23 protein-coding genes are annotated in these 21,312 nt (G+C 37.5%); 2 read left to right on the top strand and 21 right to left on the bottom strand.

The window, feature by feature from the left end; genetic code table 11:
• Together D6856_RS14730 and D6856_RS14725 are read left to right on the top strand one after the other, a co-directional pair.
• On the top strand, positions 1–276 hold a 276-nt coding region (locus D6856_RS14730; protein WP_199704181.1), incomplete at its 5' end, for a hypothetical protein.
• 51 nt (positions 277–327) lie between these two features.
• Positions 328–555 (top strand): hypothetical protein, encoded by a 228-nt coding sequence (locus tag D6856_RS14725; RefSeq protein ID WP_147367854.1) that lies wholly within the window; start codon positions 328–330, stop codon positions 553–555.
• Positions 556–618: 63 nt separating this feature from the next.
• Here the strand turns inward: D6856_RS14725 and D6856_RS14720 are convergent, their stop codons facing one another.
• The 21 genes from D6856_RS14720 to D6856_RS14625 form a co-directional block, all read right to left on the bottom strand.
• Positions 619–954: a hypothetical protein gene (locus D6856_RS14720; RefSeq protein ID WP_092247676.1), complete on the bottom strand. Its 336-nt coding sequence runs from the start codon at positions 952–954 to the stop codon at positions 619–621.
• Positions 955–1,018: 64 nt separating this feature from the next.
• Complete coding sequence (locus D6856_RS14715) at positions 1,019–1,375, bottom strand: hypothetical protein (RefSeq protein WP_120687526.1); 357 nt, start codon at positions 1,373–1,375, stop codon at positions 1,019–1,021.
• A 67-nt stretch (positions 1,376–1,442) separates the two neighbouring features.
• Complete coding sequence (locus D6856_RS14710) at positions 1,443–2,378, bottom strand: nuclease-related domain-containing protein (RefSeq protein WP_158588975.1); 936 nt, start codon at positions 2,376–2,378, stop codon at positions 1,443–1,445.
• Between the two features lie 81 nt (positions 2,379–2,459).
• Positions 2,460–4,016, bottom strand: a complete 1,557-nt coding sequence (locus tag D6856_RS14705; RefSeq protein ID WP_120687524.1) for a hypothetical protein — start codon at positions 4,014–4,016, stop codon at positions 2,460–2,462.
• Positions 4,017–4,053: 37 nt separating this feature from the next.
• On the bottom strand, positions 4,054–4,542 hold the full coding sequence (locus D6856_RS14700) for a hypothetical protein (protein ID WP_120687523.1): 489 nt from the start codon (positions 4,540–4,542) through the stop codon (positions 4,054–4,056).
• A 49-nt stretch (positions 4,543–4,591) separates the two neighbouring features.
• The gene (locus D6856_RS14695) at positions 4,592–4,984 is read right to left on the bottom strand and encodes an HIRAN domain-containing protein (RefSeq protein WP_120687522.1); all 393 of its coding nucleotides are present in this window, start codon (positions 4,982–4,984) and stop codon (positions 4,592–4,594) included.
• Positions 4,969–5,754 (bottom strand): hypothetical protein, encoded by a 786-nt coding sequence (locus tag D6856_RS14690; RefSeq protein ID WP_120687521.1) that lies wholly within the window; start codon positions 5,752–5,754, stop codon positions 4,969–4,971. Before D6856_RS14690 ends, D6856_RS14695 begins: the two co-directional genes overlap by 16 nt.
• 92 nt (positions 5,755–5,846) lie before the next feature.
• Positions 5,847–6,470: a hypothetical protein gene (locus tag D6856_RS14685; RefSeq protein WP_120687520.1), complete on the bottom strand. Its 624-nt coding sequence runs from the start codon at positions 6,468–6,470 to the stop codon at positions 5,847–5,849.
• A 49-nt stretch (positions 6,471–6,519) separates the two neighbouring features.
• Positions 6,520–7,548, bottom strand: a complete 1,029-nt coding sequence (locus tag D6856_RS14680) for a restriction endonuclease (protein ID WP_120687519.1) — start codon at positions 7,546–7,548, stop codon at positions 6,520–6,522.
• A 34-nt stretch (positions 7,549–7,582) separates the two neighbouring features.
• Entirely contained in the window at positions 7,583–8,326 is a 744-nt protein-coding gene (locus tag D6856_RS14675) for an adenylate/guanylate cyclase domain-containing protein (RefSeq protein WP_120687518.1), read from the bottom strand.
• A 10-nt stretch (positions 8,327–8,336) separates the two neighbouring features.
• Complete coding sequence (locus D6856_RS14670) at positions 8,337–8,864, bottom strand: Pycsar system effector family protein (RefSeq protein WP_120687517.1); 528 nt, start codon at positions 8,862–8,864, stop codon at positions 8,337–8,339.
• A 47-nt stretch (positions 8,865–8,911) separates the two neighbouring features.
• Positions 8,912–9,664 carry an adenylate cyclase gene (locus tag D6856_RS14665; protein ID WP_120687516.1) on the bottom strand — a complete coding sequence of 251 codons (753 nt, stop codon included), beginning with the start codon at positions 9,662–9,664 and terminating at the stop codon, positions 8,912–8,914.
• A 26-nt stretch (positions 9,665–9,690) separates the two neighbouring features.
• Positions 9,691–12,597 (bottom strand): type I restriction endonuclease subunit R, encoded by a 2,907-nt coding sequence (locus D6856_RS14660; RefSeq protein WP_120687515.1) that lies wholly within the window; start codon positions 12,595–12,597, stop codon positions 9,691–9,693.
• Entirely contained in the window at positions 12,591–13,052 is a 462-nt protein-coding gene (locus tag D6856_RS14655) for a restriction endonuclease subunit S (protein WP_199704180.1), read from the bottom strand. Before D6856_RS14655 ends, D6856_RS14660 begins: the two co-directional genes overlap by 7 nt.
• Entirely contained in the window at positions 13,049–13,576 is a 528-nt protein-coding gene (locus D6856_RS15105; protein ID WP_147367853.1) for a hypothetical protein, read from the bottom strand. Before D6856_RS15105 ends, D6856_RS14655 begins: the two co-directional genes overlap by 4 nt.
• Positions 13,577–13,703: 127 nt before the next feature.
• Entirely contained in the window at positions 13,704–14,678 is a 975-nt protein-coding gene (gene xerA / locus D6856_RS14650; RefSeq protein ID WP_120687513.1) for a site-specific tyrosine recombinase/integron integrase, read from the bottom strand.
• A 72-nt stretch (positions 14,679–14,750) separates the two neighbouring features.
• Positions 14,751–15,872, bottom strand: a complete 1,122-nt coding sequence (locus D6856_RS14645) for a restriction endonuclease subunit S (protein ID WP_120687512.1) — start codon at positions 15,870–15,872, stop codon at positions 14,751–14,753.
• On the bottom strand, positions 15,859–17,358 hold the full coding sequence (locus D6856_RS14640; RefSeq protein ID WP_120687511.1) for a type I restriction-modification system subunit M: 1,500 nt from the start codon (positions 17,356–17,358) through the stop codon (positions 15,859–15,861). Before D6856_RS14640 ends, D6856_RS14645 begins: the two co-directional genes overlap by 14 nt.
• Complete coding sequence (locus D6856_RS14635) at positions 17,351–18,862, bottom strand: type I restriction-modification system subunit M (RefSeq protein WP_120687510.1); 1,512 nt, start codon at positions 18,860–18,862, stop codon at positions 17,351–17,353. The genes D6856_RS14640 and D6856_RS14635 overlap by 8 nt, the downstream gene beginning before the upstream one ends.
• Positions 18,863–19,832: 970 nt before the next feature.
• Entirely contained in the window at positions 19,833–20,582 is a 750-nt protein-coding gene (locus D6856_RS14630) for a radical SAM protein (RefSeq protein ID WP_120687509.1), read from the bottom strand.
• Complete coding sequence (locus D6856_RS14625) at positions 20,579–21,286, bottom strand: queuosine precursor transporter (protein WP_158588973.1); 708 nt, start codon at positions 21,284–21,286, stop codon at positions 20,579–20,581. The genes D6856_RS14630 and D6856_RS14625 overlap by 4 nt, the downstream gene beginning before the upstream one ends.
• Positions 21,287–21,312: the final 26 nt, after the last annotated feature.

The raw sequence follows: 21,312 nt of genomic DNA, 5'->3' as shown, positions 1-21,312 counted from the left end.
GTCGGAACATTGATCTTTGAACTTAATTATGACAATCAAGCAAAAGAAATCTTAGAAGGCCAACGCCGTTACAGAGAACAGATGAACTCTCAATATACTGCAGGATACACCGATGCTGAAGAGAAATACGAACCCGAGCTTGCGCAGAAAGAATCTAAAATTTCTGAGCTGTGCGATGAAAACACCGAACTTCGTGATGAAAATAGCGGACTTCGTGACGAAAATGCCGAATTAAAAAGAAAAATAGCCGAGCTCGAAAAGGCTCAAAGAAGCTAATACCATACAAAGCGAGCTAGATGCCTGCTGAACACAGAAAGGATGATGGATATGTTCTCTGAAGAGCTTAAGATACTTGATCGTAACACAGTTAAATATATGATTGATGAGCTTCAGGAAGAACTTGATGATACCAAGACACAGCTTACTGATGCGAAAACACAGCTTTCTGAATTAAATGCGGAAAAAACCGCTTTTATGCAACTCATAAACCAGCTCGATGATCCAAATGTAGATAAAGAAGCCATCCTTTCTAAGCTTCGTGAACTAAAAAAGTAAAGCGAGGTGGGCAACCAACAATTAAATTAATACACAAGGCCGAATCCCACGATCCGGCCCTTTTCATCTCTCTTCAAGATACCTTACTACTTTCCCATGCTCCCGGGCATACTCAATCTCAGATCTCGTACTATCCCCGATATACCCTCCAACGTTAATGACAAAAATCTCATCCGCCATATCAATCTTGCGCTTATGCATATCATCCAGCATCACCTTAGTCTTCGTAAGCGTGCCCTCGTCCATGTTCTCCCACACTTCCTCGTCACCGGAATGCCCAAAAAGCCCAACACTGATAACAATGTTCCCCTCTAATGTAAGCCTCTTCTGCGCTTCCATAAACTCATCCTTAAAGCGCGTACTTCCGCATAATGTGATCACCTTATAATTTCCAACCATGATTTCATCCAACCAATCCTTATATTATTTCCGGGCAAAAGAGCTATCTCAGGCAAAAGAACCTTCACAGTATGATCAAATCCCCATCAACAAATCCAACTGCCACACCATCAAGCTTTGTCAGCTTATCTGCATTGCTTCCTGTCTCCAGATACCTTGTAAGCTTTGTCTTCAAATCTGCAAGCACAGTCTCCCAGTCATCTTCGGAGTTCCAGGTAAAAGGATTTTCTCTTGTACCAAAATCCGATACTTCATTGCAGGCCCAGTCCTCGTCATCCGGGGCAAAAGAGCTACATCCAACCAGTTCTAATGACCAGCTGTTATCAGCATCCTCGTATATGTTAAAACACGCCGCCGCAAATTCTTCGGGCAATCCCTGTGCCAGCGCTTTATCAATCCATGTTGCTAATTCGTCATACATAATCTTTCCTCGTTCTTAGTACTGGTAAAAATAGCCTCTTACCACCGTCTCCTGCCTTAATTCCACTTTAAAGATTCTGTATATATCTACACTTTGGATAATTATTACATCCATAGAATTTATTTCCAGCGTTTTCGCCTTTCTTGGCAACACGCAAAACAAGCTGGCCGCCACACCGAGGACATTTCAATGTTGTATTATCTTCCGTTTTCTTTATATCTTGAGATTGTTCTGCCTTAGACAATTCGCTCTTTACTTCCTGCTCGAATTCCTTGAACTTATTCAGATAATCCGTTCTATCCTGAATATTCATAGCAAGAACTCTTTCACCGGATTCTCGCATTGCCTTCAGATTCCGATGATCATCGGTTTTCAAAGCCTTAAGATAATTAACCAACTGATCGCATCGAATTACTTGTTGCTTGATTTCCTTCTTAGCAAATTTATCATTCACAACAGTCTTGGGATTAGCAAGAACAACAATCGTCTTGTTGTAATCAGCAAAAAACTTTCCCGCTATTAGTTTAGTCACCAAGCCTTTATTATCTTCCCAACAATCCTTATACACATCCAAATGGCGTTCGTTTTGAGTAATAGGACTATAAATTCCTTCTTTGTAGTAATGCCCTTTATAATTGAACGTCCTGATAAAATCTCCCTTATTATTGATTTCTATATTTCCAAAAAGATTCTTACACTCAATAATCACATTGGCATAAGGCGTGATAACAAAGAAATCAATCTGAGCAGTTCTTCCATTCTGAGTCTGTATAAAAAGATCACGAATAACAACCAGATTCATCCCACTATTCTTTAATTCAAAAAGAATACTGTCTTCTCCATAGATACCGGCTTCGGTAACAGCAATCTCTTTATCAATCTTCTCAGCAGCATGCGAACTATCAGGAACAGAAGCCCTTAGTTTCTGCAGCTTATATAAGAATTCTCTTGAATCACATGTATCCTTAAGAACAACTACCTCCGGCTTGCTAAATAGTCCCATATGGCCCCCTCTTTTCATATGATACCAGCAGATTATCTTTTATCTCATAAAAAATCTTTCGTAAAGCTTGTAGCCATATCCTTAATACAAGCCATTTCTCCATACATAGTTATTACCATCAGTTTCGTAAAGCAAATATTTGGTAATAACTCCATCCTCAATATTATCCTCTTTATAACTCTCCTTCAAAGAGTTCAAGACCTTTTTATCTATATCTTCAACCGAAGTTCCCGGACAATATAACAAGTATTCGGTTCCTCCATCATCAAATCCAGGAATATCTGTATATACTATTTTTATATCTTTACCTCCCCCGCCTTCAATAACTTTGGATGTACCTGGAAGGTTAACTAATGCATAATACGTCAACTTAAGTCTATAAATTTTATCATTCACCTTATCGACGACCTCAAAAGAACCTATGCTTTCGTTTCGCTCATCATCTTTTCCTTCTGATCTGGCACGATAATTCGTAAAGTATGAACATGCAAATTCCCCATTAGCTTCCAACGACATACCTACATTAAATCCATCCTCATTACATAATTCAAAACCTATTGGAAAGAACTCTTTATATCCTAATATATTGTCATCATTATACGAAGCTATATATGGCTCAAATGTATACTCAAGTTCTTGCCATTCGGGAGCTTCACCATTTTTTACTATTTCAGTAAGTCCCTCCTGAATCTCTTTATCAGAAATCATTTTCTCTATTTCTTTTATTGTATATACCTTCTGCATATCATAGCTCATGTGTTTCTGAAAATGCTGTTTATACGGGCTAGAATCTTCATATATAGAATCATCATCCTTAAGCGAAAAATAGTAAAATCCTCTATGTCCCTGAGTCCAATCTATTTCAGTATCTGAAGCAGCATCTTCTACGGCATATGTATAAATATCATCAGATTCATCATCTTCTGTATCATTAAAATCGAAGCTAAACATCAAAAAGCCTTCGTCAAAATCATTAATAACTCCGCTGGAAACATCAGAATAAAGAAAATGGTATTTCCCTCCTGCATCTATATACCCTTTTCTAAAATAATGCGTAAAAGCTCCTCCGGAAGCATCATTATAAAAGTATCCATACTTATTCAGATAAATACTACTTCTATTCCAAGCAACATCTGAAAATATCGTTTCTAAAGATCCATCATTTTCTTTAATGATAATGTATTCTTCCCAACCTTCCGTTAAAGTAGGTGTAGATATGATTATAGCTAATTCTTTCTCCCCATCATTTCCACAATCTATGTATGCATATTCGATTTTTTCTAGCGATATTTTAACTCCGCTATAAGCGTCAACAACATATCCAGCTATAATATGGTTTACTAGTTCTTCCAAGTTAAACTCTTGCCCCTGCACATCCTCTAATGTGCAGTAATAGCCATAATTACCAGTAGTACCGATACGAACTTTGGCTTCATTTCGCAGAAAACTATCAAAAAGAGAGTCTTCAATAACCTCTGCCGTAGAGGCTTCAGTAGCTGCAATTACAGACTCTCCGCCATCTGAATCCTGCGTAGCATATGAACTTGTTTCTGTAGCATCCTGCTCACCAACATTTTGAGCACAAGCTGTAAACACCATGATAGAAAATATTATTGGTACAAGAATCCTGTATTTCATATCACGTACCTCGTATCTTTAACAAAATGATATTATTTCATCCCTTGCCTTCATAATGATTCTCAATACCATAGGTATTCCTCATATATAAATCAGCACACATCAAATAATCATTATGCTCATCAAATGTGCAATTGCCATAATTACTGTGTCCACTCTCTCCCCAGCTACAAACATAAGGATAATTGTCACTAGCTTCGTTCCCTTTTTCAATACAAAAATAGTTTATCTTCTCAAATTCCTTGTCAAAGAAAAGATAACTACAATAACAAAGCGGTTCTTCTTCCGGCTCAGGGAAGTTAATCTTGACCATAAATACGTCTTCTGTGACCTTAGCTGTAATTACATCAAAATCATCTTCTGAGTAAGGATTAGCAACCTCTTCCTTCTCAAAAATGTCATTTATAACTCGAAACAACACACTCTTATCATTGATGAGAATTCCAATGAACTGCTCCTTATCTTCATAAAACCAATTTGGTAAGACTCTATGTTCAAACACATATCTAACACCATGTCTATCCATTACAGTCCTCTCCTTCCCTTACCCTCAAGCACATATCTCATCAATAATCTCAAAAATCCACCAAATATATTCCTATATTTATCTGCGTAAAAGATCCTTTGTGGTCTATTCTATTAATCTTTGCAACAAGCAACTTCCCTGCGTCCATCAGTCTTGAAAAAACAATGTTGTCCTTTTCGGGAACATATCCAAGCTTCTTATTCTCGGAAGTCAGCACCAAAATGGCATTGGCATCAAACTTATTGTCCTCACGACGAAGCGTAAGCTTATCACCTTTCTTTATCTCATTAAGGACAGAATCATCGTCAAGATGCGTAGTTCCGGCGACATAAGAATCAAATAAGAATATCTCCTTGGAAAGAGGCTTAAGCAGATCTCCGACGCCTTTATCGGTTACCAGCGATACGACATTATCTTTTCCAATACTCAATCCATTTTCCATATGAAAGTAGCGCCTCCTTCCGTCAAAAGATCATTCAACACTCCGGATAACTCTTCCAGATACCGCTTATATTCTTCTATCTCTGCCTTAAACTCATTTTTCTTTTCAGAAACTGCGTTCTCATCATCAAGGATTTCCTTATAGATATAAGGCTCAGTCCTCATGATCTCGCTAATTTCCGCTTCAAGCTTTTCAATTCTCTTATCAATGTCAGGAATATCTATTTCAAAAGAATCCTCTCCAAGCCCTTTAAGATATTTATTGATAAGCACCTCAATGTCGGCCAATTCATCAGGATCTAGCATATGATACGCAGAGAATGTCCTCTCCCATAAATCCTTAAGCTCCTCATGTTCCATGGTCTGATGATAAATATCCGGATGTATTCTCTTTGCAATCCTTCGATATATCTTTTTCGCTCTCTCTGCATTACTAGCAGAAGAAGTTTTCGAATTCTTTGCAAGCTCAAAGTCATGAGAAAGCTGCTCAAGCTCCGCATAATAAATCTTCATATCCTCTGTAATGGAAGCATCTATGACCTGCATATCGAGAACTTGTCCTTTATTTATAGACTGCTGGCAATAAGCAATTGTCTTTTTCTTCTTGATACACTCAATCTTAAGATTATAGTCCTCCGTGATCAGATCACCGAACTCCTTCATGTAGGAAATACGAATCGAAGACGCCTCACGCTCCAGCTGATCACGCTTAAGAAGCAGTTCCTCATACATATCATATGAATCTCTTTTTATACCAAAAATCTCATCCATAATGACACCTCGAACTCGTATAACTCAATATATCCCTACCATATTACTCACTTCTTCCAACAATCTAATTAACAATGGCCTACACCACTTCTCTATGTCTCTTTACAATTTTCACTCCGTTCTTTTAGTTTAATTAGTGCTATTTTAACCAAAAATTGTATAATCAAAAACTCTCCAAGTAGTGTTGCAAATCCCACTTCGACAACATCAAGCTTGAAAATAACCCATATCAACGTAAGAGGAACCATTGATACTGTAGAATATAAGTCAATTCTCATCAACTCAATTTCCTGCCAAGTTTTCTTTTCCTTTATCTTAATAATTATTTTTTGTATAAACCATGCACCGGTTAATAATGCATGCGCTATTAACCATGTATTTCCCGTTTTACTGTTTAATGATGAAAAATCAGAATCAGGTATTAATAAAACAGCAGTAATTACCGCAAATGGAAATAACGCACAGATAAAAAATCCCTTTCCGGATATCACTGAATAAGTGGTACTGCTGCAATTACTAGATAATATTACGCATATCCCCGCTCCAATCAAAGCAAACATATAACCCAAAAAAAACATTTTCAAAGAATAAACTTCATCAGAATGTATAACGGCTATTACTAATATACTAATTCCGAACAATAATAGTATTAACCCGCATATTCTGCCAAAGGAAGACATTATTTTATCTATAGTTGATTTTTTGTTTTTATTCATACAACCCCCTCATCATATTTGTCATACCTCAATAATTATACTTAACTAACTATTCCCCATCATCACTAAGCATCCATATCCTCTTTAATGGTATGTCAGCCTGAATTTCAGGACTTAGTTTTCCATAATTATTGAAAATCTCTTTAATAACATCCGTTGAATCCCAAAGACGTATTCTGAAGAACTGATTGCCCCTTTCCTGTTCAACACTGTTCTTAAATCCGCTCCAGGATACAAGTAAACCATATTCAGCTCCAACCTTTGACATTACCCCGCCAAGCTGGTCCAGTGTAGGTCTATCTACCGGAGTATCATGTGATTTTACTTGAACACATATTTTAGGTGATCCAAATCCCATCTCGCCACCGGATGCTAATAAATCTTTTCCACCATCTGCGCCTTGTTTGCTATGAAAAACAGTAAATCCTTTAGCTTTAAGGATTTCGGATATAAGTTCCTCCATCCTATATCCTTGAAATTTTTGAATAATATGATTTGATATTGCGTCAATAGCAGCCATTTCAATATCTGTTAATGATGAAGCCACCACATCTACAGCCTCATTAAATGCATCAAAAGAAATCGCTTTTGTTTTCCAATCATTATTAGCCATCTCTTTCAAACGCTTCTCTGCATCATTTCTTGTAATCTTACATACAGTCATAAAAGCGCCAAAAGAATATAGCAAGTCTTGATCAAATTTACTTCTTGGTATATCTGTCGCAAACCATTCTACATCTCTATAGTGAAAATAAGGGCTTTCCGCGTTTTTATCAAAAACGTAATCTCCAATAACTCTACCAAAATGAATTGTGCTTGATAGCTTACTTGGAAGGACAACCCAATCACCTTTTTCAATACGATGTGCAATAGGATATATTTGAGAAGCCCAGTTTCTTATGGTATTAGGATTCTCATTACTATATAGTTCACTAAGCCTTTCGAGCAGACTCGCCCTGTCACTATATTTAGATAAATCTTCTTGCAAATTGTCCCAAGTAAGATATATTCTCTTATCTTTTAGGAACTTGTTTTCAAACTCTCCATTTCTTCCTGCTCTAAATAACCAAATACTCATAATACTCCCTTTACTACATCTTCTATATGTTTTTTTAGCAATACATCCCTTCATTAATCCAATTATTAAAATCTGTATCAATCAAGTTACAACTGTAATAATATCCAATTCGGTTATTATACTTCCGTTCAAACCAATCATATGCTTTTTCACCATTATTATTCACTAATTTATCTATAAAGTCTCTGTAGCTAAGTTCTGAAAAAAGAATCGCTCCATTACCTTCTTTATTGCCTATTGAAGATAAATTTGCTGCTCTTGATACTGCTTTTCCTATCCAAACCTGATTATTTATACCAGTATCTTTTCTTCCTGCTTTAACTACTAATTCTTGAGCAGACGCCACACCTATACCAACAAGAAGATAGTCGAATCCTTTTTTCATTAATAGTTTATTCAACATTTTTATAAAGGTATTAATATAAAACGCTTTTTCAGCCATTTCATATTCATCGTTCTTATTAGGAGTAGTATAGATTCCATAGACACAATCTCCCCTTATCCCAATCTCGCGCAAATTTTCATCATTTCTTAATATTTCAATTATCTCCGATGTAAAACAACGAATAATCCTTGCAACTTTTACTTTATCTTCACTATTAAATAATGCTGTTGAATTTCGAATATCAATAAAAATTGAAGATACCCAACTATAATATCCATTATTAAATGTAAACTCCCTTTCAGAAGGGAGTTTATTCTGATCGATGACTTCCAGTTCGTTATACAAAATTTCTTCAATTCTTTTTTTCCCTTCGCGAAAATCATATACGCTCATCTAAATATCCTCATAAACAAATTACTATCAACATAATTGCTATTCCAAATGATAATAATCCTATCAATAAAAAAACAAGTGAGATATTGAATCTGTCAAACTTTTTCTTGCATATATCAGAATTAATTTTTACTTGCCTTAACAAGTCCATTTCATAATCTGTTTTTTTTAATTGCCGTATCAAATCCACATAATCAGATTCATCATAACTACTAATATCTCCAAAATATATCTTCGATTCTCCAATCACTTTCACCCTACCACACAGAACATTAATCAAAAGAATAATTGATACTATAAGCGAAACTATGCTAATTATTGTCAAAACCACCAATAATATATATTCAACATTCATGTCAAAATCATCGGAGTTGCGAATTTCTACGATTGTGACAGGAAGCACAGTGCTTATCATTGTAAGTAAAATGCCTATCAAAGCAAGAACAATTGAAGCTTTAGTATCACAATTATTAATAAATCCAATAACTCTATCTAAATTTTTTTCAGATAGTTTTATTCTATCCACTCTTTTTCCCATTTCCCCTCCAATATTATGCATATTATTGAGCTATTATAAATTCATAATCATAGATACTTCTCTATCCAATCATCAAAATCTGCTAAGCAAACATTACAATGATAATAATCTACGCTAGAATAATCATAATAACTAAACGGTCTTTTTTTATGTGCTTTAATTAGTGTTGTATAATTTTTATTTATTTTTTCAAATGAATAATGAACATTATTATAAAACAATGTGCTCATAGCTATTGGTTCAACTCCATTTCTATTAGCTAAATCACCAAGACTAGATGCTTCAACAACTGCTTTCCCGATCCATATTTTATCATTTATACCAGTTCCTGATTGTCCTGCTTTTATAATAAGCCCATCTGAACACCCCAAGCCAATTCCCACCCTAATATTTTTATACCCATAATTCAATAATTGCTTATTGAACATTTTCATAAAAGTATTAATTTGCACCGCTGTATAAAACATATCAACTAGATTATCTTTATTCGAGATTGAATTAATACTATATACACAATCTCCTCTTATTCCTATTTGGCGATAGGAAGTATCCTCCTTTAAAATTGCAATCAATTCCGAACAATATGCCCGAAAAATTCGAGCTGTACTTTCATCTGGTGAGTCACACATCTCTCTTGATTTAACCATATCAACAAAAATAGCTCCAACCCAAGATCTTATGCCATTAGAGTACGTAAACTCGGAATCATTTTCAGGAATAATATCTTTTTTCACTATTTTAGTTTTAGATGAAAGGATACAATCTATCCTATCTCTTGAAGCAGCAAAGTCGTATGCCATTCTTTTATCTCCATAAACAATTACAATTAATAATACTGCTCAATGTAGCTATACGCCTGATCAAATACCTCCTGGTTTTTAAGCTTATATTTGATCCAAATGATACTGCGCAGAGCCTTCTTTACTTCCTTCTGTCCCTCGGTTGTATTCTGCCATCCATCAAAACGAACTATCTTTACGATGCCGTCAATGTCATTTACAATTCGCTCTACGATGATGGGCGTATTTTCATTTCTGACACCATTAAACAATTCTGTTAATGCTGCTTTACCTCTATCAATCTCTTCTTCCGGTACCACAGTACGTTCAGCTCTGGCAGCTTCACGAGCCAAAGCAAGTAACATCTTAAGGAACTCAATACTACCTATCAACCCCTGTTTATGCTGATCACGCAGTTTTTCAAGCTTCTCTCCAAGTTCAATGTACTTGGGATCCTTAGAATGTTTTTGAATAATAGCGACCAAACTAATTTCTACCTTCATAGTTGTTTTCTTTATATCTTTTTGTGCTGCTATGAAATCATCAATTAGTTCTGCATCCATGGTTATTATTTCATCAGACTCTTTCGCATCTTCAACAGAAATATTCTCATGAACCAGCTCCATCGTCTTAGCTCCAAAAGCAACCCAAACAAGAGAGCCTCTACTATCAGTAGGTTTCACAGATTCATATACTTTTGCTAGCCATATATATTCATCACGGAATTTACTTAAATATGAGTCAGGTGATATTGCTTCCCACGCGCGTGAAAGAGCTCTAAAGTATGCCGCAAATCTATCTTTTGTTCTATCATCCGGAAGTCTTTCTTGCGCTTCTAACAGTACCTCCCAATCATCTTTTCGAAAATCAACACCCGCAAAATAATCCATACAATTATCAACAAGTTCAGGCAGTTTACTCTTAACTTCTTCAATATTGGTAATTATTTTCTTCATTCCCGCTTCATCAAAGTTCAACGCATTTGCTACATTATCAAATATTCCGATGTAGTCAACTATTAACCCAAATGTTTTACCGGAATCATAGGTTCTATTAGTACGGCAAATAGCCTGTAAAAGATTGTGATCTTTCATAGGCTTATCCAAATACATAACCTGCAAAATTGGAGCGTCAAATCCTGTTAATAGCTTTGCTGTTACAATAACAAGCTTCAGAGGCGTCTTAGGATCTCGATAGTAATCCAAAAGTTTACTCTCTTCATCACGATCTCGTCTGTATGCTTTGTACTTATCAGCCTTGTCATTATTAGTGTCCATGACAATAGTTGAAGCCTCTGGACCAAGTAGCTTATCCAGCTCCTCCTTATACATAAGACAGCAATCACGATCATATACAACGACCTGTCCCTTATATCCATTTGGCTCTATCTTTTCTTGATAGTGCTTAGCAATATGCTCGCAGACCTTCCTTATTCGCTTCCTATCATACATGATCGCTTTCATGTTGATTCTTCGTGATAACTCAGCCTTATCTTCATCAGACAAATCCTTGGTCATTAAATCAAATTCTTCATTGATTTTTTCTTTATCTACATGAAGTTCTACCGGTACAGCTTCAAAATTAAGAGGAAGAGTAGCACCATCACGAATTGAATCCGAGAATGAATACTTACTCATATATCCGCTCTTATCTTCTTTTGCGCCAAAAGTTCTGAAGGTGTTCTTATCTACTCTATTAATAGGCGTACCAGTCAATCCAAAGAAGAACGCATTGGGTAAAGCAGTTCTCATCTTCTCTCCAAGATCACCTTCCTGAGTTCTGTGAGCCTCATCAACCATAAGAATAATGTTGCTGCTTTCGTTTAAACATTTATCTACATCTCCAAATCTGAAGATGGTTGTAATGAGTATCTTACGCATATCCCCTTCAAAGAACTTTATCAGTTCTTCTTTGGTACGCGCTGCTGCCATATTAGGAATATCTGAGGCATTAAAAGTCGCTGTGATCTGTGTCTCCAGATCCAGTCTATCATCGACAATAACTACAGTTGGGTTCTTAAGTTCTGGTATCATACGGAGCTTATATGCTGCAAATACCATAAGCAGTGATTTACCAGACCCCTGGAAATGCCATATGAGTCCCTTCTTGGGATAGCCTTTTTTAACACGATCTACAATAAGATTTGCACCTTCATACTGCTGATAACGGCAAATAATCTTATACTTCCTATACTTCTTATCTGTGGCAAACATAGTAAAAAACTGGAAGATATCCATTACCTTCTCAGGTGTAATCATGTCCACAACACTCTTCTGAACAGATATAAGAGTTCCCTCTGTTTTATCATCATGAGTATGCCATGGTCCCCACATTTCTATGGGCATATTGATAGAGCCATATCTAAAACATTTTCCTTCTGATGCAAAATTGAAAACATTTGTTACAAACATATGAGGAATACTCTTTTCATAATCAGCTATATCTTTTGCGCCATCCAACCATGTGATTGCATCTCTAAAAGGCGTCTTAAGCTCACCGATTATAAGTGGAAAGCCATTTACAAGCAACACTAAGTCAAGGCGCTTGCCACCTTCTCTTGTAGGAAAGCACCACTGATTGGTTACTACATACTCATTAAAAGCAAGGTTTTCTTTTGTCATAGTTCCAAAGAAACGAATAGGAACCATTCTTCCGTCCTTGCCAAATGGGAATGAATTCTCCTCAAAAATAAGCTTTTTGAATGTCTCATTCTGAGCGATCAAGTTATGTGGCTGCGCTGATAATATTAAGGACCTAAGCTTATAGATGACTTCGTCTGCCCTACTTGGTTCAGCTGCTATTTCTGGATTAAGTCTTATAAGCGCAGCTTTAACCATAGATTCAACCATAACTTCTGAATCTTGTCTTGGCATCTTATCAGCAGGGATATAAGTCCACCCATTTTTCTGAAGTACTGATATAAGCATTTGCTCTATAGTATCTTCGTTTAACATAAAAGCCTCCTAACACTATGACATAGATATTTTGATTTATCGCTCTGTTCTACAAATAAAACAAATCTCTCTTGCACTTCTATGTCAGGAACGGAAATCATAAAGTTTTCGAGCATCGGTAGAGTAATATATGGTATTGCCGAACCAATGGAGTTTTCAACAATATAGGGCTTTAAAAAAATCTTAAAATACTCCAACAGGTACTTGATGTTTATTCTCTCGGAAAAATCACTCAACACATATGTACGCTGGTAAGCATTGAATTTTCCATTGTAATAATTTATATGTCCTATCTGGCTTCCATTTCCTGATACAAGTATTGCCTCAGTATCAAAGGCATACTTATCTATCCTTTTTGGATTGGCATCGCAAGTGAAAAATGGGTACTCACCATCTGCTTTTTCAGCATTTGCATTCAACTTCCCAGTCTTTATTGAACCCACAAGTTCTTTCATTTTTTCATCTTGCGGATAGAGACCAAACAGCTCCATAAATTGAGATTTGAAAGACTCTCATCATCAAATTTTGATTTATCGCTCTGCTCTGCCATCTCAGCAAATCGAATCTGAGCTTTCATATCTGGAATGACAACATCAAGATTTCCGATTGCTTTTGCTGACGGCAAATGTACCAGTGCAGTATTTCTCGTCTTTGAAACTAAGTAGTCCAAAATGAACAGACTCCAGTAGGTTTCGAAGAACCTTGGCACTATACGTTCTTCATCCAATCTCAAGCTGAGCATTGATGGAGATATAACGCCTGGTTCCATTGCATCATCTAAACGTATATATTTCCCTAATGTCCCATCACATGTAATTAAATATTCTCCAGGAAAAGCCTCAAATCTATGCATCTTGCTATCATAGTATTCTTTAGAAATATAGTATTCTCCAAGCGTTTCATCTTGCTGTATTGCGTTTACCTGAACGTATACTTTATAAGTGTCTGGTCCCTTCTCAACAAATAAAGTCTTTTTCATATCGCTGCCGAATGGTCCTTTTAGCATTTTTAAAGTAAAGTCCGCAAACTTACCATTTACAGGCCATCCTTCGGAAAAAGGCAATCCAAACATCTCGATAAATTGAGAATTGCAAACAGCTAACTCTCTATCCTATAAAACGCCTATGTGATTCTTTTACATTGTTTTGGTTTACCATAGCATACTGCAATGTCGTATCTATGCTCTGATGTCCTAATAATTGCTGTACCTGCTCAATTGGCATTCCCTTATCTATTGCTACTGTAGCTAGTGTTCTTCTAAATTTATGAGGATGGACCTTATGAAGATTCAATTCTCTACCAATTTTCCTTAAACGTATCTCTACTCCACTTATCTGAAGTCTGTCAAATGGCTTTAGCAATGATACAAATAAGGCTTCACTGCCATCCATTCTTTCAGAAAGATATCGTTGAAGATGTATTTTTGTTCGAGCATCAAAATACACCTTACGTTCCTTATTTCCTTTACCAAAGACAATGCATTCTCTATTTTCAAAATCTATATCATTTCTATTAAGCTTTACTAATTCACCTACACGTATTCCTGTAGATGCAAGCAGGTCAATCATAGCCAGATCTCTTGTATTATCGCAATGATCTCTCATTATCTCTAGCGATTCATCAGTATATGTTTCCTTTACTGTTTTACCAGTTTTGACCTTATGTATTCTCCTAACAGGGCTTTTTACTATGTAATCTTCATCTTCCAGCCAGGCAAAAAAGCTAGACAAAATACGTCTAACATTATCAAGCGTCACTTTGCTTACAGTTCCGCGCTGCTGATACTCATCAAGATATGACCGTAAGTCTTCTGTTGTTATCTGGCATTCCTGCTTATCGATACTTTCAATCATATTGCGTATTGTAGACTCATAATACCTCAGTGATTTTTCTGAACAACCTTCAACTCTTTTGGCCGCAATGAAAATTGGCAACATATTCTGTTGCTTATACTCAGCGGTTTTATCAGTTTCTAATGGCAAAAGATGTTTTTCTAACACACTGACAAGTAGTTTTCTTTGGCTTTCATCCAGCACATCTACTAACTCTTCATTGATATCCGCAATAATTTTTATAATCATGATTATTTCCTCCTTCACTGCCTCCGTTTCCGGTTTTTTCACGAGCCGGAGGAAACTTCATGACCTTTTTTCTTAGCCAAGATTGTCTGCTATTATTTTTTTATATGTTGCAGTCAATTCTGCAATCGCCTGTTCTAGTTCAAATTTTGATTTATCGCTCTGTTGCATAAACAGAATAAATTCTTTTTGCTTCTCAACCGGTGCTACCGGTATCATAAACTCAAGTATCGCTTTCTGCGTGATTCCGACAATAGTACTCCCTGTCTTATTTGTTTCCATCTGCCTTTTAAAGTCTTCTGATGTGAACAATCCAATCAGGAACTCCGGAAGGATTCTATCGTCCTTTGGTCGTATTACGAATATATGCCCATTTAGTGTGGCTGGTTTATCAAGATCCCCAATAATAGCGACTTTACCTAGTGTTCCATCCTTCGTTAGTAGAACATCGCCTTTAGATAAAATCAGCTTAGGATCCTGCTCATATCTTTCCTTTGTTACATACTTGCATTGATTAAAGGCTACAGTATAATCTGGCATTATGTCCCAACCTGTAACAAGATAGTAGTCTCCTTCATCTAAAAACTCTGCACTCGTAAGTCTCTGCCACCCAATTCTTGCATGTGTAGAGCAAAAATCGTCAAATCGTTCTCTTGGATAATCTTTAAACATCTCGATAAATTGAGATTTCACAAGTTCATCTGTCTTCTGAAGCAGTTTCTTATATGCCATTTTAGTAGCATTCATTGACCACAAAAGCTCTGCCAATTCTTCCTGTTTATCCATATCCGGAAGCTCAAATTCATACTCTTTTGCATGCTGCCATTTTACTCTTGGTGATAAGGAACCAGCTGACTTTTCAACAGCGAAATCAAAAAAACTATCATTTTGAATAATGAACGGTAATAGTCTTGGACTTATCTTATCCTTATCTGCCGAAATTACTGTTATATCTCCTGAACATATACCATCTATAGGAGCTACAGCTGCTTTTTTTAGATATGCTCGCCTTCTACCAAATAGAACATCCCCTACATGAAAAACTTTTGTAAAAGTGTTATCTGCACCTTCATCCCAATTTGTAAGTTCTATTTCTTCAGGAATTAAATGTTCCAACCCAACTGTGGGCAGCCCTGTATTATTCTTCAATGTCTCTTTTCGCTCAAAAGCAACATCCCCAAGTTTAACTCTTGACATTGCTAACCTCCTGCAATAATCTATTCAGCTCATCATAGCTTTCATGCATACTATCTGATGAACGCTCCCAGCTGCTATATATTTCTTTAAAAGTCCTATTATCGTTCTCAATGCCCTCATTATTGGACTTAACATATAATGGAATACTTAATGAATAATCATTTTTAGCAATATCCTCAATAGTTGCTACGGTTGCAAATCCATCAACGTCTTCATAATTATCGTAAGCACCAGCGATATGCTTGATATGCTCATCCGTCAAATAGCTCTGAGCATTTTTTCTCTCAACGTCATTGATTGCATTTATGAACAGTACCTTACCCCTATTCTCAGGTTTCTTATTCATTTTGCAAATCATGATACATGCTTCCATAGGTGAGTTATAAAAAAGATTAGCTGCTAGTCCAATTACACATTCGACATAATCACTTTTTACCAACTCTGCTCGCATTGCACTTTCTTCATTTCTAAAAAGTACTCCATGAGGAAACAGTATTGCACATCTTCCAGTATTCTTATTCATACTTTTAATAATATGCTGTAAAAAAGCATAATCTGCTCTTCCCTGCGAAGGCACTCCAAGGAAATTCCTGCCATACTTATCTGATGCAAAAGCTTCTCTATCCCACTGGCTTATAGAATAAGGTGGATTGGCTAATACAAGATCAAACTGTTTCAACTTCCCATTTTCAATAAAAGCGGGCCTTGCCAAAGTATCATCATTTACAATTTCAAAATCTTTTATTCCATGAAGGAACAAATTCATTTTTCCAATGGCTGATGTTAAGGCATTTATCTCCTGTCCATAGGCGCTTACATTTCTCCATTCTTCACCCTTCTCTTTAAGGTAAGCAATCGCTGATATAAGCATTCCTGCAGAACCACAAGTTGGATCATATATGCTTTCTCCAGATTGTGGCTTTAGCATTTCAGTCATTAAATGCACTACTGTTCTGTTTGTGTAAAATTCCTGCGCTGTATGTCCACTGTCATCCGCAAACTGCTTAATAAGGTACTCATATCCCTGTCCTAATTCATCCTCTGGACAATTAGCAAGGGAAAGAGTCTTGGAGCTAAAATGCTCAATCAAATCTTTTAAAAGTCTATCCGGTAACCTGTTTTTGTTTGTCCAGGCCGCATCACCAAAGATTCCCTGCAGCTTATCCGGGTTCGCACTCTGGACCTTATAAAAAGCATCTACAAGAGCCGCACCAATGTTCTCTGATTTAGCACGTACATCTTTCCAATGGGCTCCTTCAGGAACCATAAACAAATGGTTTTCCTCCCATTCTAGTGCGCTTTCATCGCCATCATATTCTTCAAGAATCTTTTCACATTCTTCATCATACACATCACTAATTCTTTTAAAGAATAATAGTGGGAAAATATATTGTTTATAGGCTCCGGCATCAATACTAGTTCTGAGCAATACGGCAGAACCCCAAAGGTATGATTCGAGTTCTTCTTGTGTAATTCTTTTACTCATTAATGTAGCCTCCCTTAATTAACAGCTCTTTCATTTTTTGCTCGGCATCCTTTACTTCCTGCAGTGCTTCAAAATAGCTCTGTCGAACAACCTCAGGAGGAACTACTTCCTGTTCCTTTTTCTCTATGTATGTATTAACTGATAAGGTGTAATCTTTATCCCTAATTTCATCAAGTGAAACAATCTTCACTTTTTCTATTTCATCCTTGTAGTTAGAATAAAGATTAAATACAAGCTGAATATCATCTTCTGACATATAATTCTGAGCTCTTGCTGGTGTATAGATGCTTGTAGCGTCAATCATACAGATTTTATTTTTATGATCCGGAACTTTCTGATTATTCATCAGTATTAAACATGCGGATACCCCGGCGCCATAAAAAATACCACCCACCAAAGTAATAATGCAGTCAATCTTGTCAGACTCGATAATCTGCTTTCTTATCTCGCCTTCTTTACCACCATGAAACAGAACACCCTGCGGCATTACTACAGCAACACGACCTGTAGCCGGATTCATTGATTTAATCATATGCTGCAGCCATGCAAAATCTGCGTTAGAATCTGAAGGACAACCCCAAATATTTCTACCATAAGCATCAGTTTCAAAAGCAGCTGCTCCCCAAGCTTTTAGACCAAATGGTGGATTTGCAATTACACAATCAAAAGTCTGTAACTGGCCAGCGTTAATATAGTTTGGGTTTCTGAGTGTATCACCCTGGGTAACCTTAAAGTCCCTTGCACCATGCAAAAATAAATTCATTCTTGCTATAGCTGATGTGGATAGATTTTTTTCCTGACCATAGATTTTTCCATAGGTTAGCTGATCATTATGCATGTAGCGGATAGCTTCAATAAGCATGCCTCCAGTACCACAAGCAGGATCATAAACCGACTCTCCTGCCTGAGGAGCCATAAGCATAACCAAAAGTTTAACTATTGTTCTAGGTGTATAGAATTCACCTGCATTCTTTTTAGATAAATCTGCAAATTTCTTTATAAGGTACTCATATGCATCGCCCATTACATCCGCAGCGTAATCATTATTTCCTACACGGATCTTAGACATATGCTCTACTAAATCTTTCAGTCTTTCATCGCTGAGCTTTGTTTTATCTGTCCAGTTTGCATCATCAAAACTGCTAAATACACCTGAAAGTCTATCTGGGTTAGCTCTCTCAATGCCATACATAGCATTAACAATAGCTGTGCCCACATTTTCACTAACTTCACGTACATCTTTCCAATGGCATCCTTCTGGAATAATAAAGCTGTGGTTCTCAGGGAATGCCGCATATTCTTCGTCACCATCTGATTCGTCTAATGCAATCTGAGTCTCCTCATCATAAACATCTGACAATCTTTTGAAGAAAAGGATTGGTGTTACATAACTTTTATAGTCATCCTGATTAATTGGGCCTCTCAGAATATTGCAAGCCTCAAACAAGTGTGAAAATAGCTCCTGGCTCGTAGTTTCTTCAGATGAATTTATATTAATATCCAATGCGTGTCTCCTTTTATATGATATTTCAACATAGAAATAATAATCTTTAACAAATATACTAGAACTATATTAAAGTGTAGTAGTATTAACTGTGCTGAATTCAAGCTGTGTATACGCTTTTAATTATATCATAGACAACGTACCAATCCTTATAAATATGCGTAACAACAAGGTTTTCTTTTTGTCATTTTCAGACTATTATTTTTGTTTTAATTTAGTCATTTACCGGACAAATGACTAAATTAAATACATATGATGAGGTAATTGAATTATAAGATTCGTCTTTTATGTACAAAAAAGGCGGCGCTGTTCAGCGTCGCCTTTTCCAAGACACAAAAATAACCGCCTGGCCTGGAAACTAAGTGGTTATTAGACAATATTATCATATTACAGTGCTAACAGTCACTTCCCGGAGCGTTCTCTCCAAAGTGCGCAGCCGGCTATGTTAAAAACACAAGTACATCCATCAACCAGCCTCCGGACTTTATAAAGACAACCAGCGACAAGATCGCGAGAAACACGGACAAGACCATATGCAGGATCTCTTTTTTCCTATTGTGAGTTATTGTGTGCATCATGTAGATCTCGCGCCATTTCATAAAGTGACGTGTGCCGAAATACATACCGATAGCCTTTGTAAGTATTTCTAACAGGATAACATCCGGTCGGGGTTGGCGTCAAAAAATGTACTAAATAAGTACAGGGAACGGTATGGGAAATCTGATAGGGAGCAATCTTGATGTTAGAAATTGCTATAACTCTTATAAGTATTGTAGTGACGATTATCAGTATCATCGTTACTGTGATCAGTATTTATAAGAACAGACAAAAATGAGCATCAAAAAAGACCGCTGAAACACTTCTGGCAAAGTAGGATGCAGTCTTTTTTGATCTGTAACTATTAACCGGAGCTAACCGTCTATCGGTAGCACCTTTTCTTTTATTATATTGGCAGTTCTCTGCGGCTACGTCAAATATCATGGCCGACTTTATGCTCGTTGGCGTCGTCCCATTCGTCGTAGATGTCGATGGCGGGATTTTGCGTAAGGTCGCGGTAGAAGGCGCTGTCGTAGAATGTCTTGATCGCGGCGCTGTCGCGGGCGGGGCCGTTTTTGACTGTGGTGTAGATGCTAAGGTTCACGCGGTCGAAGTACTTAAGGCCCGTAGCAATATCTTTTTCCAATTGAGCGGTGGTCTGGCCTTCCATGCCGAACATGATGTTGATCCAGCTAAAGTGGCGTGCGATCTGCTCGGGCGTCACGCCGGGAAGGCCTTTCTGGAGGATGTCCTCTCTGATGTGCTCATCGAAGGTCTCGACGCCGCATCTGAAGATGGTCTTGATCCCGTACTGCCTAAAGAAGTCGGTAAAAAACGGATTGGCGTCTCTGAAGATGTAGTGTCCTTCGAGGATTACGGTGTCTATTCCTTTTTCGCGGCAGACCTCGCGGATGTAGTTTATGGTGGTAAAAGGAAGCTCTGTGTATGAGGCAGAGCACGTTACTTCCAGGGTAAAAGAGCCTACTTCTCTTCCTTTCACCTGTGCGAGGACTTTTTTGTTTACGGCGTCGCTCTCAAGGACGGTTGAAGCTTTGTCGTCCTGATAGTCGCAGAAGGCGCATTTTCCCCAGGAACAGCCGAGGGATACGAGGAGAACGTTTTCTCTTTTTAATGAGCTTGTCTTTTCATCTACAAGCTGGTAGCGAACGAGGTCGTAGATCATGCTGCTTCCTCCGAGAGAGTTTCGTCCTTAGCATTTTCTTTTTCCAGGAGAATGCCGCTCTTACGGTTGAAGATGCCTGCAAGGTAGAGAAAAGGTGTGTCGCAAAGGGCGATGAGCATCTCGATGATTGAGCCTGTAACAGCGACCTCGAGGCAGTAAAGGAGCGGGAATGTTCCGATAAATGCAAGGATTGAGAAGCCGAAGTTCTCGGCGCAGTTGCAGAGGATGGTCGAGAGGTTGTTTCTAAACCACATGTGCTTGCCGCCTGTCTTTTGCTTGAGCTTCTGGTAGATGATGACGTCGCCCCAGTTGGATAGGATGAACATGATGCCGGAGGCTGTGGTAATCCTTACGGACATGGCAAATATGCTCTTCATTCCGGGATCGACGGTGTCGAAGGTGTTGGGGATGAAGGCTTGTGTAAAGAGGGCGAACAGTATGTAGGCGATGAGCGCCGCTGCTGCGATCTTGACTGCGTTTTTGCTTGCTTTGTCGCCGTATTTTTCGTTGAGGATGTCGGTCGTAAGGTAGGTTGATGCGAACATAACGTTGCCGAGCGCGGTTGAGACGCCGGCGATGTCGACTTGCTTGGAGACCTGTATGTTGGCAAATACCACGGCGAGGGCCATCCATGTGTAAAGGCCGAATTTGCCGAAGAGTTTGTCCATGAGGAGGACTCCGTAGAATATTACTATGAGTTCCATAATGCCTAGGAGTAGATTCATTTCGT

The organism is Butyrivibrio sp. XB500-5 (genome assembly GCF_003625505.1).
Classification (GTDB): Bacteria; Bacillota; Clostridia; order Lachnospirales; family Lachnospiraceae; genus Butyrivibrio.
Note: the sequence above shows the minus strand (reverse complement) of the source record. Positions and strands in the feature narration are given on the sequence as shown.